The 16,157-nt window shown below is 29.7% G+C and carries 15 protein-coding genes, 1 riboswitch and 1 other annotated feature; of the genes, 10 read left to right on the top strand and 5 right to left on the bottom strand.

Annotated features, from left to right (window positions below):
• The first annotated feature begins 113 nt into the window (after positions 1–113).
• Genes P8F83_RS15450 through P8F83_RS15435 form a run of 4 tightly spaced genes read left to right on the top strand, consistent with a single transcriptional unit; the run spans position 114 to position 3,955 of the window.
• The gene (locus P8F83_RS15450; RefSeq protein ID WP_326511821.1) at positions 114–1,430 is read left to right on the top strand and encodes a methyl-accepting chemotaxis protein; all 1,317 of its coding nucleotides are present in this window, start codon (positions 114–116) and stop codon (positions 1,428–1,430) included.
• Positions 1,431–1,465: 35 nt separating this feature from the next.
• Positions 1,466–1,897: a GAF domain-containing protein gene (locus tag P8F83_RS15445; RefSeq protein ID WP_326511820.1), complete on the top strand. Its 432-nt coding sequence runs from the start codon at positions 1,466–1,468 to the stop codon at positions 1,895–1,897.
• A 16-nt stretch (positions 1,898–1,913) separates the two neighbouring features.
• On the top strand, positions 1,914–3,539 hold the full coding sequence (locus tag P8F83_RS15440; RefSeq protein ID WP_326511819.1) for a thiamine pyrophosphate-binding protein: 1,626 nt from the start codon (positions 1,914–1,916) through the stop codon (positions 3,537–3,539).
• Positions 3,540–3,595: 56 nt separating this feature from the next.
• Positions 3,596–3,955, top strand: a complete 360-nt coding sequence (locus P8F83_RS15435; protein WP_021800276.1) for a hypothetical protein — start codon at positions 3,596–3,598, stop codon at positions 3,953–3,955.
• A gap of 63 nt (positions 3,956–4,018) precedes the next feature.
• Here P8F83_RS15435 and P8F83_RS15430 read toward each other — a convergent pair whose 3' ends face one another.
• Positions 4,019–5,047 carry a 3-oxoacyl-[acyl-carrier-protein] synthase III C-terminal domain-containing protein gene (locus tag P8F83_RS15430; RefSeq protein ID WP_326511818.1) on the bottom strand — a complete coding sequence of 343 codons (1,029 nt, stop codon included), beginning with the start codon at positions 5,045–5,047 and terminating at the stop codon, positions 4,019–4,021.
• 47 nt (positions 5,048–5,094) lie between these two features.
• Positions 5,095–6,168: a 2,3-butanediol dehydrogenase gene (locus tag P8F83_RS15425; protein ID WP_326511817.1), complete on the bottom strand. Its 1,074-nt coding sequence runs from the start codon at positions 6,166–6,168 to the stop codon at positions 5,095–5,097.
• Positions 6,169–6,491: 323 nt separating this feature from the next.
• Between P8F83_RS15425 and P8F83_RS15420 the strand changes: the two genes are divergently transcribed.
• Positions 6,492–6,785, top strand: a complete 294-nt coding sequence (locus tag P8F83_RS15420; RefSeq protein ID WP_326511816.1) for a hypothetical protein — start codon at positions 6,492–6,494, stop codon at positions 6,783–6,785.
• A 273-nt stretch (positions 6,786–7,058) separates the two neighbouring features.
• Here the strand turns inward: P8F83_RS15420 and P8F83_RS15415 are convergent, their stop codons facing one another.
• The gene (locus P8F83_RS15415) at positions 7,059–8,081 is read right to left on the bottom strand and encodes an IS6 family transposase (RefSeq protein WP_326511720.1); all 1,023 of its coding nucleotides are present in this window, start codon (positions 8,079–8,081) and stop codon (positions 7,059–7,061) included.
• Positions 8,082–8,201: 120 nt separating this feature from the next.
• Here P8F83_RS15415 and P8F83_RS15410 point away from each other — a divergent pair, with 120 nt between their 5' ends.
• The 3 genes from P8F83_RS15410 (at position 8,202) to P8F83_RS15400 (ending at position 9,995) form a co-directional block, all read left to right on the top strand.
• On the top strand, positions 8,202–8,981 hold the full coding sequence (locus P8F83_RS15410) for an EFR1 family ferrodoxin (protein ID WP_326511815.1): 780 nt from the start codon (positions 8,202–8,204) through the stop codon (positions 8,979–8,981).
• Between the two features lie 121 nt (positions 8,982–9,102).
• Positions 9,103–9,291 carry a hypothetical protein gene (locus tag P8F83_RS15405; protein WP_326511814.1) on the top strand — a complete coding sequence of 63 codons (189 nt, stop codon included), beginning with the start codon at positions 9,103–9,105 and terminating at the stop codon, positions 9,289–9,291.
• A gap of 146 nt (positions 9,292–9,437) precedes the next feature.
• The gene (locus P8F83_RS15400) at positions 9,438–9,995 is read left to right on the top strand and encodes a 5-formyltetrahydrofolate cyclo-ligase (protein WP_326511813.1); all 558 of its coding nucleotides are present in this window, start codon (positions 9,438–9,440) and stop codon (positions 9,993–9,995) included.
• Here P8F83_RS15400 and P8F83_RS15395 read toward each other — a convergent pair.
• Positions 9,986–11,077 (bottom strand): SIS domain-containing protein, encoded by a 1,092-nt coding sequence (locus P8F83_RS15395; protein ID WP_326511812.1) that lies wholly within the window; start codon positions 11,075–11,077, stop codon positions 9,986–9,988. The two genes, P8F83_RS15400 and P8F83_RS15395, sit on opposite strands and share 10 nt — an antisense overlap.
• A 173-nt stretch (positions 11,078–11,250) precedes the next feature.
• A riboswitch (SAM riboswitch) is annotated at positions 11,251–11,359 on the top strand.
• A 170-nt stretch (positions 11,360–11,529) separates the two neighbouring features.
• On the opposite strand from P8F83_RS15395, the gene P8F83_RS15390 reads away from it, so the two are divergent.
• Complete coding sequence (locus P8F83_RS15390; RefSeq protein ID WP_326511811.1) at positions 11,530–12,741, top strand: homoserine dehydrogenase; 1,212 nt, start codon at positions 11,530–11,532, stop codon at positions 12,739–12,741.
• Between the two features lie 26 nt (positions 12,742–12,767).
• On the opposite strand, the gene thrS is transcribed toward P8F83_RS15390, so the two are convergent.
• On the bottom strand, positions 12,768–14,705 hold the full coding sequence (thrS, locus tag P8F83_RS15385) for a threonine--tRNA ligase (RefSeq protein WP_326511810.1): 1,938 nt from the start codon (positions 14,703–14,705) through the stop codon (positions 12,768–12,770).
• 58 nt (positions 14,706–14,763) lie between these two features.
• Positions 14,764–14,968, bottom strand: a binding site (T-box leader).
• A 121-nt stretch (positions 14,969–15,089) separates the two neighbouring features.
• On the opposite strand from thrS, the gene P8F83_RS15380 reads away from it, so the two are divergent.
• Positions 15,090–15,866, top strand: a complete 777-nt coding sequence (locus P8F83_RS15380) for a hypothetical protein (RefSeq protein WP_326511809.1) — start codon at positions 15,090–15,092, stop codon at positions 15,864–15,866.
• Positions 15,867–16,157 lie beyond the last annotated feature (291 nt).

The raw sequence follows: 16,157 nt of genomic DNA, 5'->3' as shown, positions 1-16,157 counted from the left end.
GTTATCTTTTTTTTGATTTTTTAATTCAAGGTTTATGAAAATTTGGAATGTTAAGTAAAGGTCATTGTATTAAAATATATAATTAAAATAAATTGGCTATGGGAGGAAATAACTTGAAAAATTCAAAAAAGTCTATGATTTTACTTTGGATAAGTAGTACATTTGCAATCATTTTAATTCAAGCTGTTTTTAATTATCTTAGAGGAATGGCTATGCTTAAGGATTTAGGATATTTTAATGCAGAATCAGGCATTGGATTAAGAAACATATCTGTTAGTTCTTTATTAGTTAGTATTTTAATAGCAATTATTTTTTATGTTTGTTTTATGATTATCTCAAATAAGAAAAATAATAAGTCAAATAATAAAGAAAATGAAGAAGAAAAGTTAGAAGAGCAAAAAATAAGCGATATTTCGAAAGCAAAAAATAATGATGAAGCTTTAGAGATTTGTAGGGAATTAAATAGTAGTACAGAAGAAGTTAGTGTTTCAATTAGTGAATTATCAAATTTCACAGAAAGCCAAGCAGTAAGTATTGAACAGTTATCGGCTTCTATGGAAGAGATGTCAAGTGGAATAGAACAGACAGCAGAAAATATTCAGCAGGCTTCAGATTTTGTGTCAACCATACATGCAACAATAAGTGTATTGACTGACTCTATAGCTGAGGTTGCAGAAGCAGCAGAAGTTCTTACTAAGGAATCAGGTAATGCAAGAGTAGCTGTTAGTGATGGTAATGAAATAATTACTACTGCAATTAGTGAAATGAATAATGTTTCAACTAGAATAAGAGATTTGGCTGATTCAATACTTGTATTAGGTAAATCAGCTGAGGAAATAGGTAAAATAATCGAAGTTATAAAAAATATAGCTAATCAAACTAACATGTTATCACTAAACGCAAGTATTGAGGCTGCTAGAGCTGGAGAATATGGTAGAGGTTTTGCAGTTGTTGCAAGATCTATAAAGGAATTATCAGATAGAAGTAAGGATGCAACAACAAACATTGCGGATATAATTAGAAAAATACAATTAGATATTAAAGAAGCAGTGGATAAGTCGAACAAAGGACTTGAGGAGCTAGAAACTGGAATGTCTCTAGTTAAAGCTAGTGGAGATTCTATTAGTAAGATACTATCTGTAGTAGACAAAACTAACCAATATGCGGTTTCAGTAACAGAAAGCACAAGGCTTCAAGATGAGTCTCGTAGAGAAGTTATGGAATCTGTAGACGAATTAACTAGTGTGGTTCAAGAAATATCTGCTACAACAATGGAGGAATCTGCAAGCATACAACAGATAGCATCAGGTGTTGAAGAGGTTAAAGGATGCATAGAAGAATTAGCTGCAGGAACAGAGGAAATCACTACAGTTACATCAGCTATATCAGGAAGATGGAAAGAGCTTATGGTACTGTTAGATGAAAAATAATTAATACATAAAAAGGTAGTTGAAAGGGTTAGATTATGGCATATGATATTTTAGATGAATTATTTGAGAAAATAAGCAAAGTAACAAGTTTAAAGGATGTTGCGTACCATCAAATCAAAGAAGGAAAACTTAATCCTATTCATAAGACAAGTACTGATACTTTAAGTATTGATAAATGGAAAAGTGGTCATTATGGAAATCCAGTATACATAAAAGATACTTTTATATTACAGGAAATTGTAAGAACTAAAGATTATGTTGCTATTTCAGACACAAAAAATGATACTAGATCTTCCGAAGCTTTCTTTTTCTTTGGGTTAGATAGCAATTTAATTATACCTGTAATCAAAAATGATGAAGTTGAAGGAATAGTATGTACAGTATCTATTAATGAAGTTCACACCTTTACTCAAGAAGAAATAGATGAGTGTGTAAAATTAGTAAATGACTACAAGGATAAGCTATAAGTTAGGAGAATTTGAGATGAGAATAAGTAATTCAATATTGAAGTGTTTAAAAGCAGCTGATGTTAAGCATGTTTTTGGTATTCCTGCGGGAACAGTAAGTCCAATTTATGATGCAATGAATGATGAAGATATATTGCCTATAGTAACAAAAAATGAAGCAGGGGCAGCATATGCAGCTGCTAGATATGCAAATATATCAGGAAAGTTAGGAGTTTGCATAGTAGCTGGAGCAGTAGGAGTTAATAATATGATCAATGGTATTGCAGATGCAGCAAGAGCAAAAGCACCAGTTCTTATTATTTCAGGCTATGTTAACCGCTGGCAAATAGGTAAAGGAGCACTACAAGAACTTGATACAGAAAATATATTAAAACCTATTACAAAATATAGTGAAACTATTCTTGATGAAAATAAGGTTATAGAGAGTCTTAAAAAAGCTATAACTATTGCACTTACGCCGCCACATGGACCTGTGCATATTTCTATACCATTAGATATCCAGCTTATGCAGTTTGAAGAAGATATAAACTGGGATTTTTCGAATCCAAGTGATAATATTATCGAAGCTAATTCTAATGATATTAAGGAAGCTACAGATATAATAAATAATTCTAAACATGGAATAATAATGGTAGGTAAAGGATGTAGGAGACTGGGAGATGAAGTAGTTGAATTAAGTAAACATCTTAATTGGCCAATCATAACTACACCAGAAGGAAAAGGGGTTATACCGTCTACCTATAAATTGAATTATGGTAACTTTGGATATTCAAGTACTGATGCAGCGTTAAATCTAGCTTATTCAGAAGATGTTGACTGCTTACTAATTCTTGGAACAAGCCTTGGTGAATCAGCAACTTGTAATTTTAATACTAAACTTATAGAAGGTAAAAAAGTAATTCACGTTGATTGGGATAAGAAAGAACTTGGGAAGGTTTTTGATGAAGATTTAAAAATTCATGGAGATCTAAGACAAGTAGTACCTGAGTTAATTAAAAATACACAAAAATCTATTAAAGAGCCTGAGGTTAGACCAGAACTTAATGGTGGCTATGTAAAAAATCATACAGGTGTTTCTTTAAGATTATTTTTAGATAGAATTACAGAATTTGTTCCTAAAAATACCCTTTATCTTTCTGATTTAGGAGAGCATATGAACTTTGTGTTTAAATATTTAAACATACCTGAAGAAGGAAATTTTGAAGTGAATCTTAACTATGCTGCTATGGGGTCAGCAATAGGTGGAGCAGTTGGAGCATATTTAGTAGAAGAAAACAGACCTGTAGCTGTATTTTCAGGTGATGGTTCATTCTTTATGAATGGAACAGAAATCTTAACTGCTAAAGAAAATAATATGCAGATTATATATTTTATAATCAATAATTCAATGCTTGCTTATGTTGATCATGGACATAAATTTTTGTATGGCAGAAGTTTAGAAGTATTTAAGCAAGAGAGAGTTTCAATAGCTGATATGATGAATGCAGTTGGCGTAAAATCAATGAGAGTTGAGAATATTGAGGACATAATAAAAATTGCTGATTTTACTAAAGATTTAAATGGACCTTGTGTTATTGAAATAATAACAGATGGAACTGAACCAGCTCCAATTATGGACAGACTTAAATCATTAAAGAATTAAAATATATGAAAATATATTTAATATAAATAATTTGCAAATTAAAAGGAGAGAGTTAAATGAATAATATCGAAGTAAACAAAGAGAAAAGTGTAATCTATGTAGTTTGTAAAGGAATGATCGCTAGAGCAGAAGCTTTAGAAATACTTCAAAAGTTAAAAGATACTTTTGGAAGTGTAAACACAGCATCATACAATTTAATAATCGATTCAAAAGAAGTAAAAACTACTCCTGCAGATGCTGTTGATGTATTACAATCAGTAATGGAAATATACACAGTAACTAAATTTAAGAATAAATTCTTTGTAGTACCAGAAAGTGCTATAACTAACATGCAAAATAAGAGGGCTGATTCTAATGATTTCATGGGACAAGTTATACTTGTAAAATCTTATGAAGATGCTATAGCTAAGATTTAATAAAAATCATACATAAAAAAGAGAACCAGAATTTTGGTTCTCTTTTTTCATATATATATTTAATTAGAATTTATAGTATAGTGCCATAGTTGAAAAACCAACACCAGATCCTACGAATATTACGCTAGAGCCTTCTTTAACTTTTCCTTTATTTAAAGCATCTTTAATTGAGAAAATAACACAGCTTGTACCAGTATAACCTATATTTCTTGAAACAAAGTTATAGTGTTCTTCTATATTTTCTATATCTAATGCTTTTAATGTATCAGTTATTAGAGGTTCAGTAAACTGTGGAAGAGCAAAAAAGTCTATATCAAATTGTGTTTTTTGATGTTCAGAAAGCAAATCTTTTATCATATCTGACCATATACTTGGATAATTAGCAGATTCTACAGGATAAGAAAACCATTTTAACTCTTCTTTATCAGTAACATCTGTTCTTAAATATCTTGAGAATCCATTAATTGGACTTTGAGATGTTGCATGTTGATCTGAATCTGTATAAGAAACAGAGTCAATAACTCCTCTTTGGTAAGATTCTTCAACGGCTTCTAATACCACTGCAGAAGCTGAATCTCCAAAGGTTGCATATGTAAGGAAATCATCTTTTCTAGCTATTGAACTTATTAAAACACTTCCTACTATTAATGCTTTTTTAAATCTTTTATTAGTTTTCATAGTTCTGCTTACTTGATCTAAACCAAGAGTCATACCTAGACAGTTTGCGTTAATATCATATACTAACTTTGCGTTTTTTGCACCAATAGCATTTACTAATTTAATTGCATTAGTTGGAGTTGTAAATTCAGGGCTATCTGTAGAGAAAACAACCATATCTAATTCTTCTGGATTAGTATTTGATTCTTTAAGAGCAACTAAAGCTGCTTCTGTACTCATAGTTATAACTGTTTCATCTAAATCTGTGGAGATATGTCTGTAATCTCTACCTATAGATTCTAAAGCGCCTGTAATGTCTATTCCTTTTAATTCTTTAAAGTGATTAATATAATATTCATTATCTACTTTATTATCAGGAAGATAAGTTCCTACTCCTATTATATTTACATTAAGAAATTTTTGATTATTTTCCATTATGCGACACCTCACGTTTATTATTATATTTTTCTTTTAGTAAGTTTTTATAACAATGATTTATCAGGGGTAACAAGGATTTTTACATGGTTCTTTTTATCAGGACCACATAGCGTTTCGAATCCTTCTTCAACTATGTCATCGAGGTGAATTTTTTTAGTTATCCATCCTTCAGTTTTTATATTTCCATTATTCATATGAGCTATTGTAGTTGGATAATTATTTCTATAGCCCATTGTACCTACAATTTTTTTCTCAAAAAATACTAAGAAGTTTGGATTGAATTTTATTTCACTTTCCCAAAGGCTTGTAATAACAAGTGTTCCATCGGATTTAATGCTATTAAAAGCAGTTGTAAAGCCTATTTCAGAACCTGTTGTTTCGAAAGCAGCATCTACTCCTGCTCCACCAGTAATCTCCATTATCTTGGAAACAACATCAACTTCATTTGGATCAAGAATTATATCTGCTCCAGCGCGTTTTGCATATTCTTGTCTTACTGATTTTCTTTGAAAACAAATTACAAGACTTGCTCCAGCTGCCTTTAAACATTCAATAGTTCCTAAACCTATTGGACCAGCTCCAAGAACTAAGGCAGTTTGTCCTATTTTGAAGTTTGCTCTATCTATTGAGTGCATTCCAACAGTTACTGGCTCAGCTAAGGCTGCTCTTTCATAAGATAATTCATCAGGAATTTTATGTACAAATCTTTCAGGTAGTACACTATATTCAGAAAATCCTCCTATAGTACCACACTGTCCATGGCATCCTAAGCTTGTACATAAGTTATACTTACCTTCAAGACATGATGGACATTTGCCACAAACTATCATAGGTTCAGCAACAACTCTATCACCAATTTTAAGTTTAGATACATTACTGCCTACTTCAACAATTTCACCAGAAAACTCATGCCCAAGAACTACAGGAGCAGTTTTTCCGCTAAGTGGATGAGGGTGTTCTGTAGGAATCAAAATAGGACCTGCTACATATTCATGTAAATCTGATCCACAAATTCCACACCATTTTACTTTGATTTTTACTGAATCATTAGGGACACTTGGTTCGTCGATTTCCTCAATTCGCATATCTTTCTTATTGTACCAAAAAGCTGCTTTCATAATAAAATCCTCCTAAAGATGAAATATATGTAATTTTAACTACAATTATATCATAAAAAAAGGAAAAATAGTATTAGAATTATGGTAAAAATTTGATTAAATTTAATAAATAATTTAACTAATTCAGTATGGGAAGTATTGAGAATACAAAAAGAACTAAATTATTACAAATTTCTAAGTTTAAGGATTAAATATAATTTTAAGACTTGGAAAAGGAAATGTGGAGGTTTATTATAAGTAAAATTAAATACTTGAAAACCTTTTAAAAATAAATTGCTGTGATATAATGTTAATATTATATAGTTTAAAAGGATGGGAAATAGATGGAAAAGGATAAGAAAAACAATAATGAAGAAAAGAAACAAAGCACTCAACTACCTGCATTATTTTATCTTTCTTTAGGAGTTATTTTATATTTTTCAGGTAAGATGAAAAATGATGGAACTATAACTGTTGAATCTGGAATAGGGATTTTACTTTTAGCTATAGGTGCAGTAAAGGTTGTACTTTATTTTATAAAAAAGAAAAAAGCTCCAAAGGTTGAAGAAGTTAAAGAGCCTGTTATAGAGAACAAAAATAATAAAAATAAGAAAAAAAGTAAAAAGAAAAATAAGTAAGATTAAATAGGTAGATAAATATTAATAATTTATCTACCTTGTTTTTATTAACATAAATTGAAGGGATTTGTATTTGTATTTTTTATAAATTTATTTATACTTATTCTAGGGGATAATTTTTGATTCTGTTAGGTTGTTATGAAAAAATAGCTTAACATTTCGTAGAATTACTCGTTCTTTGAAAATTATATAAGTTTGAATAAATTTTTGTATGGCAAATAAGCCTACAAAAAGTTAGATTTTTGCAGGTTAATCAAAGATATTAAGTTGAGATTAAGCAGCGACAAACCAAGATTTACGATCAATGCTATTGCTAGCGAAGCCTGCAACTTCAGCAGGTGTGAGATTATTTAATGAACCATGAGGCCTAATGAAATTATAGTGAAAGACAAATAAGTATATTAAGTTATTTGCTTTCTCAAAAGAGTTAAACCCTTTTTTAGCTTTATACCAAGCTTTAAATGTTTTGTTAAAAGACTCAATTAAATTGTTTGATATGTCGCTAGACATAGGAGCAACAGGCACATGCTTGTTTTCGCCCAATAGCTTCGCTACAGCTTGGTTATATGAAGGTAGTCTATCAGTTATAAAGTTTGATGGCATTCCAAATTGTTTAGCTTGGTTTACTAGTGTAAATGCTGAATCCTCACTACGTGATTTGGTTAGATGAAAAGCTAAAATAAATCTCGTTTCAGAGTCAATAGCTAACCATAAATAATAGCGTTCACCATTTATAAAGACCACTGTTTCGTCAGCATGCCAATCGTCAGATTGGAGATCTAGCTGCTCTTTAAACTTATCAGCTTTTTGTTTGAAAAAAGGTGCAAACTTTTGAGTCCAACTAGCTATTGTGACATGAGAAACCTTTATATTTGAAGTTACGAAAAGGAACTGTGAAATAGTTCTTGTTGATGAGTTGTTTAAAAAATATAAAGTTAATGCAGTCAGAATAGTATGGAGTGGAAAACGCATACCTTTCATAGAAAGGGAACCGGTTAGGTTTTCACTGGAGGCATCATCTATATTTAGGTTATGGTGATGAACAATGATATGATTGCACTTCTTATTACCACATTTATAGCGATTATAGTGTTTATAGATGTGATGCAAGAAAGTTGCTTTACCACACTTTGGACATCTTGGATATTTAGATGTTACCCGCTTTCTGACGGAGTCAGGTGCGAATTGTCGCTTACACTTTTTACATTGATATTTTTGATTAGCCTGCTTATCTAAACCAAACTTATATAGTTGGTCAGAGTTACAACGAGGACATTTTACTTTTGTTTTGTTCATTGCGCTTCTCCTTTCAAGGGGGACATTTAGTTCTAGTCAAACTTATTGTATTTCCTAGGATTGAGAAGAGCAATGTTCATATAACTTAACAGAACGTAATTTTTTATGGGGAGAAAAGAAATGAATACAATTATATATTATTTTACTGGAACAGGTAATTCTCTCTATATAGCTAGAGAAACGGCCTGCTATTTAGGTGATTGCGATATAGTTCCTATAGCTAGGCTAATAAATGAAGACAACATAGAATGTAATTATGATAAGGTAGGTGTAATTTTTCCAATGTATTATGGAGGGTTACCTAAAATTGTTGTGGAGTTTATGGAAAAATTAAAAGTTAAAGAAAATACATATGTATTTGCTATTAGCACTAAAGGTGGTACAGAAGGTGTACCTATGAAGCAAATTGATTCTATATTGAAAAAACAAAACAATAAACTAAGTTTTAGCCATTATGTTACTATGCCGGATAATTATATTAAAATATATAAGGTTAAAAATGATGAATATATTAAAAATCTAATTGAAAAAGAAAAAAGAATTTTATTAAGAGAATTAAACTTAGTTAAGGATAATAAAATAAAACCTATAAAAAAAGGTTTATATTATTATACTATTTCACCTCTTTATAGAAGTCTTATCAGAAACGTAAATTTTAAAGATCAAAAACTTGTTATAGATGGAAATTGTACAAGATGTGGGTTGTGTCAAAAGATATGCCCTGTTGATAATATATATCTAGTGAATGGAGTTCCAAGCTGGAAACATCAATGTCAACAATGCATGGCATGTATACAAGCCTGCCCTAAAAAGTCTATAAATATAGGTAAAAAGACGGTTAATAGAAAAAGATACATAAATCCCTATGTTCATGTTAATGATATAATTAATCAAAAATAATAATTTAATGTTATAAAATTTATGTTAAATTAGTTAAGTATTTAGTAGTATTTTAATCTTATAAAAGATAATAATAATATTGTGTTCGATCACAAATATTATTTTCTTGGAGGGATTTATAATGAAAAATGCAAAACAAAATGTAGAATGTTCAATAGATGATTTACAGAAGGTTAAACAACATTTGGATCAGGCTCTACAAAGTGTAGAAAAACAAGAAAACAAAGCTAGAATACAACAAACTTGTGATGCAGTACAAAGTGCTTTAACAAAAGCTCAAGATACAATAAGTAACTATGTAGAATCATAAAGATTATAGGGAGCAGCCTTTTATAATAGGCAGCTCCTTATTTTTATTATGAAGAAACTTGAAATATAAAAACATAGAAATATTTCTAAATAAATATTAAATGTTATAATAAAAGAAAAAAAGTGCTTTTTTAATGAGGTGATTTTTTGAATAAAATAAATATACGAAAAAAAATGATAGATAAGAGAGATGCTCTTAATTCGGATTTAAGAAACAAATTTAGTGAAAAAATAAAAAATAAAATTTTAAGTAATATTTTTTATAAAGAAGCTAAAAGTATTTTTTGTTTTATTGGATTTGGAAGTGAAGTTAACACTATTGGTATAATAGAGGATGCATTAAAGGATGGGAAAAAGGTATATGTTCCTAGAGTTAGAAAGAAGGAAATGAGGGTTATACAGATAGATTCACTAGATAACTTAAAACCAGGAGTTTTTGGAATACTTGAGCCTGAAGATGGAGAAGAGCTTAAGGCGGATTGTGATCTTATACTTATGCCAGGAGTAGCTTTTACTAAGGAAGGGAAAAGATTAGGTTATGGAGGAGGCTATTATGATAAATATTTAGCACAATATAATAGTAATACTTTAAAAATAGCAGTTGCCTACTCCATACAAGTGATAGATTTCATTCCTACAGAAAGTTATGATAAACCCATAGATTATATAGTCACTGAGGACTTTACATATAAGTGTCACGAATAAGGTAAATCTGGAGATAAACCAAGATGTAAGGAATACATGTAGTTAAATATTTGAGAATATAAAACATAGTTAAGTGCTAAGTATATGTTAGGTAATATAGAATCTTTATAGTTTACATAAAAGCATTTATTACAGGAATCTAAATAAGAGGAATTTTCAGATACAACTATAACAAATGGTTTTTTATCTTGAGTTTTTATGATATCTAGAAAATGTTGGTTATAATCCAAGTCAGGGTTATTTACGGATTTAAATAAGAATATTAATGTATTGTCATTTATAAAAGGTTTTATACTTTGATTGATATCAGAAGGAGACCAGCTTAATGAATATACTGTTCCATTTGTTAATTTCAAGGTATTTAATGCACAGTAATTACTCATTCCTTTTAGTTCAGAAGTACCTACATAAAGAACTCTACTTGGGTTTCTTCTAACTATGTTTAGTGTATCACTCCAAATTGTATTAAGTATATATTTTGAATTAACCAAAGTTTCTTCTAAATATAGTTTTTGCTTTTCTAAATTATTAATATTAAATAGCAATACTGAGGATAAAACCATACAGGAATAAGAAGAGGTCATAGCGAATCCTTTATCATTTGATTCTTCTGGCAGTGTGAGTACATAAAAGTTTGATTTATCTGAGTATTCTTTTGAGAATATACCTTCATTATTACTTGTTACTAGTATAAAATGAGAATTTTGTAATAGTTTTGTGCATGTATTTAAAGCATCTAAAGTTTCTTTAGTATTTCCTGATCTAGAATATAAAATTACTAGTATATTTGATAAGTCTTTTAAATAAGTATATGGATTGTTTAAAATCTCTGAAGCTGGAATAGAGTTTACAGGAATTTTAAGTTCTTCTGATAAATAAGGCATAAGGGTATCTCCTACATAGGCAGATGCACCTGAACCAATTAATAATATTCTAGATATAGTGTTATTTAGTAAGGGCGTTAGAAAATTATTAATTTCATCCTTTTTGCTTTTAATAGAATAATATATTTTTTGCCATAACTTAGGCTGTTGTTTTATTTCTTCCAATGTGTAGCAACTGTTGTTAGGAAGAATTTTCATTGAATATCAACTCCTTAAAATGTGATGGAAAGAGATAGAAAACCTTTTCTTTTTAATATATTATTAAGTATAATGAAAAAGGTTACTATATTTAAAAATAATTATTTATTTAAAAATCATTGCAATTTTATATGGTAGAAGTATAATAAAAGTAATGAAAAATACAAAATGGTCTTTTATCAAGAATGGTGGAGGGACTGGCCCTATGAAACCTAGCAACAGCTAACACTCATTATGTTGGAATTGTGCTAAATCCTGCAGGTATATCCTGATAGATAAGAGGAATAATAATTTTGCATGCATATATTAATGTGCTTTATTAGCTATTTCTGCTTATCTTATAGTAGAAGTAGTTTTTTTATTTCGCTATAAGTAAGCTGTTTAATAGTGTAGCTTTAGCTGTTTTTATATTTGGTAAAAGGCCACTTTTAAATAATAAGGGGGCTTTTTTTATGGCAAAAATTGCATTAATGGGTTATGGAGTAGTAGGAAGTGGATTAATAGAACTAATAGATAATAACAAAAGCAAGATAGACAATTTAGAAGTGTCTTCAATACTTGTACGATGTTTAAGCAAACATGAGGATAAAAAGTATAGTGAATATTTGACTGATAATGTTGAGGAGTTTTTTAGTCAAGAAAGCGATATTGTAGTTGAGGTCATGGGTTCATTACATCCAGCCTATGAATATGTGAAAAGGGCACTACAAGCTAAAAAACATGTGGTAACTGCAAATAAGGATCTTATAGCGGAGTATGGGGGAGAACTATTATCTTTAGCTAAAGAGAGTGGAGTGACGTTGAAGTTTGAAGCTTCTGTAGGTGGAGGAATTCCTATTTTAAAACCACTAATAGAATCTTTAGAAGGAAATAGTATAAAGAGTATAAGAGGAATATTAAATGGTACTACTAACTATATTTTAACTAAAATGTACAATGAAAATATTGATTATGAAGAGGCTTTAAAAGAAGCTCAGGCTTTAGGGTTTGCTGAGGCTAATCCTGATTCAGATGTCTTAGGATATGATGCTGCAAGAAAGCTTGCTATATTATCCACTATAGCCTATAAGAATAGAATATCATGGAAAAATATAAACATAGAGGGTATAAATAATTTAGAAAGACAGGATTTTATATATGCAAAGGAGCTTGGGTATAGAATAAAGTTAATAGCTGAAAGTATAATGGAGGGAGATCAGGTGTATGCCTCTGTAAGACCAGCCTTAGTTAAAGAAGGAAGTATACTTTCTACTATTAATAATGAAGTTAATGGAGTTGTGTTCCATGGAGATGCAGTGGGAGAGGTTAGCTTTACTGGAAAAGGAGCTGGAATGCTTCCAACAGGCTCAGCTGTTTTTGGGGATGTTTTAGATATAATTAGAGGAAGAAAAGAAACTTCTGAGAATTATCTTAATGAAATATTAGTAAATAGATATATAGATAGTGAGGTAGGCGTTTTAATAAGGATAAAAACAGAGGAAAAGAAAAGTGTTATTAAAAAGTTAAGATTAGAATTCCCGGATCTACAATTAGTAGGGGAAAAGAGAGATGAGCTGGCATTATATATAAATACTTTAGGTGAAAGCAAAATACAGGAGGCTTTAGAGCGACTAAAACTTGATGGGAATATAACTTCTTTTAAAAAGTTACTTAGAGCAGTTTAAATAAAAAAGAGGCCTAGGCCTCTTTTTTAGTTCTCTTTACTAGCTATTTCTTGAGTTATTCTGTTAACAAAGGATTCTAAAGATAGAGCACCTTCGTCTCCATTTTTTCTGCTTCTAACAGAAACTTCTTTATTTTCAGCTTCTTTTTCTCCAACTACTATTATATAAGGAGATCTTTCTAATCTTGCTTCTCTTATCTTATAACCTATTTTTTCTGCTCTATAGTCAACTTCAACTCTAACACCCTTGTTTAATAAAGTTTTGCTAACTTCTTCAGCATAGTCATTATACTTATCAGATATAGGAAGTATTTTAGCTTGAACTGGAGCTAGCCAAGTTGGTAGAGCACCAGCATACTTTTCTATAAGCATAGCTAGAGTTCTTTCATAACAACCTATAGAACTTCTGTGGATTATATAAGGAGTTTTCTTTTCTCCATCTTTATCAACATAAGTCATCTGGAATCTTTCAGCAATAGCAAAGTCAATTTGAACTGTTATTATAGTATCTTCTTTACCATGAACATTCTTAAATTGAATATCTAGCTTAGGACCATAGAAAGCAGCTTCATCATCAGCTTCATAAAAATCAATATTTAGATGATTTAAAATATCTCTCATTAAGTTTTGAGTTTTTTCCCAAGCTTCAGGGTCATCTATATATTTTTCTTTATTTTTTGGATCCCATTTAGAGAATCTATAAGTTATATCATCTTGAATTCCTAAAGTTGTCATTACATATTTTATTAAATCTACAACTCCTTTAAATTCATCTTCTAATTGTTCAGGTGTAACTATTAAGTGACCATCAGCTAAAGTAAATTGTCTAACTCTTATAAGTCCATGCATTTCACCAGAAGCTTCATTTCTAAATAAAGTAGAAGTTTCTGCATATCTTTTAGGTAGATCTCTATAGCTGTGTTGTTCAGCATTGTAGATTGTATATTGGAACGGACAAGTCATAGGTCTTAAACCAAAAACCTCAACATCATTTTCTTCATCACCTAAAACAAACATACCATCTTTATAATGATCCCAGTGACCAGATATTTTGTAAAGATCACTTTTTGCCATTAAAGGTGTTTTAGTTAACAAATAACCTCTTTTTTCTTCTTCATCTTCAATCCATCTTTGAAGAACTTGAATTATTTTAGCTCCTTTAGGCATTAATAGTGGAAGCCCTTGACCTACATTTTCATTAGTAGTGAATATTCCAAGCTCCCTACCAAGTTTGTTATGATCTCTTCTTTTAGCTTCTTCCAAAGCCTCTAAGTGAGCATCTAACTCAGATTTTTTAGGGAAGGCAGTAGCATAAACTCTAGATAACATCTTGTTTTTTTCGTTTCCTCTCCAGTAAGCTCCAGCAGATCTGATTAATTTAACTGCTTTAACTGTCTTAGTGGATAAAAGATGAGGACCAGCACAAAGGTCTACAAATTCTCCTTGCTTATAGAAAGATATAACCTCATCTTCAGGAAGATCGTTTATAAGTTCTATTTTATAAGGTTCATTTTTTTCTTCCATTAGTTTTAAAGCTTCTGTTCTTGGAAGTTCAAACTTTTCTATTTTTAAATCTTCTTTAGCTATTTTAGCTATTTCTTTTTCTATTTTGTCTAACTCATCTTGAGAAAAGTTTCCATCTTTATCGAAATCATAATAGAAACCATTTTCTATAGAAGGTCCTATAGCCAGTTTTGTGTCTGGATACAATCTTTTAACTGCTTGAGCTAACATATGAGAAGCAGTGTGTCTAAAAGCAGCTTTCCCTTCTTCGGAGTCAAATGTGCATATACTTAGTTCAACATCCTCATTAACTACATAACGTAAATCAACCACATTTCCATTAACAAGACCACAACATGCAGCTCTAGCTAAACCTTCACTGATACTTTTAGCTATTTCATAGACTGACAAACCAGATTCAAGTTCTTTTATAGATCCATCTTTTAAAGTAATTTTAACCATTTTATTTTATATCTCCTTTCAAATTTAAATAACAAAAAAACTCCCGTCCCAATAAAAATAAAGGGACGAGAGTATTAATTCCCGCGGTTCCACCCTAAATTGCTAACTAATAGCCACTTAAGAAAATCGTAACGTGATTATAACGGACTTTATTAGGGTCACTCAGAGGTGGTTTTCAGCTGAACATATTTAAAGATACTCACACCAATGTATCTTCTCTCTGAAAATATAAAAAAGCTTACTCTTCTCATCATAGAATTTCAATATTGTTTTAGATAATTATAGTTTTAAAAATTTTGTATGTCAATAGATTAGAAAAATTAAAAGCAATCTTTTATAGATTGTCTCATATAATAAATCATATAATTACTGGAGGAAGAAATATTGATTCTTTTAAGAGGGCTAGTAGCTGGTGTATTTACAATAATACTTAATTTTTTACTATCTAAGTATAGAGAGTTAGTAATATTATATATACCAAACTTCACTAAAAAGTATATATATGAAGATTTAGAAGAAAAGTATAGCAGCTATTTAATTGTATATTATTTAATGGCGTGGTTAATATATCTAGTGTTATTTTTGATAATAGTTAATTTTTTTGATTTGATTGGATTAAATGCAGGGTTTGATATGATGAACACCATGGTTGTAAGGAAAGAATATTGGATATTTCCAGCGTTAATCTTTTCTCTACATCTCTCAAACATAATAGTTAAAAGACTTTTTAAAGCAATACTAGAAGAATCTTATGAAGAATTTATAATTTTTATGTTCTGTAAACAAAGATGTTTTACTTTAAAGGAAATGATAATAAGAATATATTTTAGCTCTAAGATATATAGGATTTATTCTAAAGTTATACTTATTGTATTGTCAGTGTATATCTTTTTAGGTATGCTTTATTATTCAAATATAAATGATCAAGGTATCATTATTAATAATTACCTTTCAATATTAGAAAAAAAGTATAGTTATGATGATATAGGAATTATAGTTGAAGAATATAGCTGGAAGGAGCATAAGTTTACTCTAGTGTTTAAGGATGGATCCATATGGAATAGTTCAGGAATACTAACAAGTTCTAAATCGGAAGAAAATTATAAATTAATGAAGAGTATAGAGGATAAAAGTGAAGTGAAAGCTATAGAATTGAAATAAATATTTTAATATTATATATAGATGGTATTAAAATCAATGTCGAAAAATAATTGATAGAAAGTTGTTTCAAATATATTGACGAATTATGGTGAAAAATATATAATTTAACTATACAAAAGATAATTAATAAATACTAAAGAATACGTGTATAAAATACTATATTAAATTTAATAAAAAAACTAATGAAGGATCAAGATCGGTGGTTATTATATAAGATAATCACCGATTTATAATTTTTCCATTAAATTAGTAAATTTTTTATTGATTTCTTGTTAAATACATGTATAATAT

This window comes from Clostridium intestinale, from assembly GCF_035905475.1.
GTDB lineage: Bacteria > Bacillota > Clostridia > Clostridiales > Clostridiaceae > Clostridium_T > Clostridium_T intestinale.
This window is presented reverse-complemented; position numbering and strand designations above follow the sequence as displayed.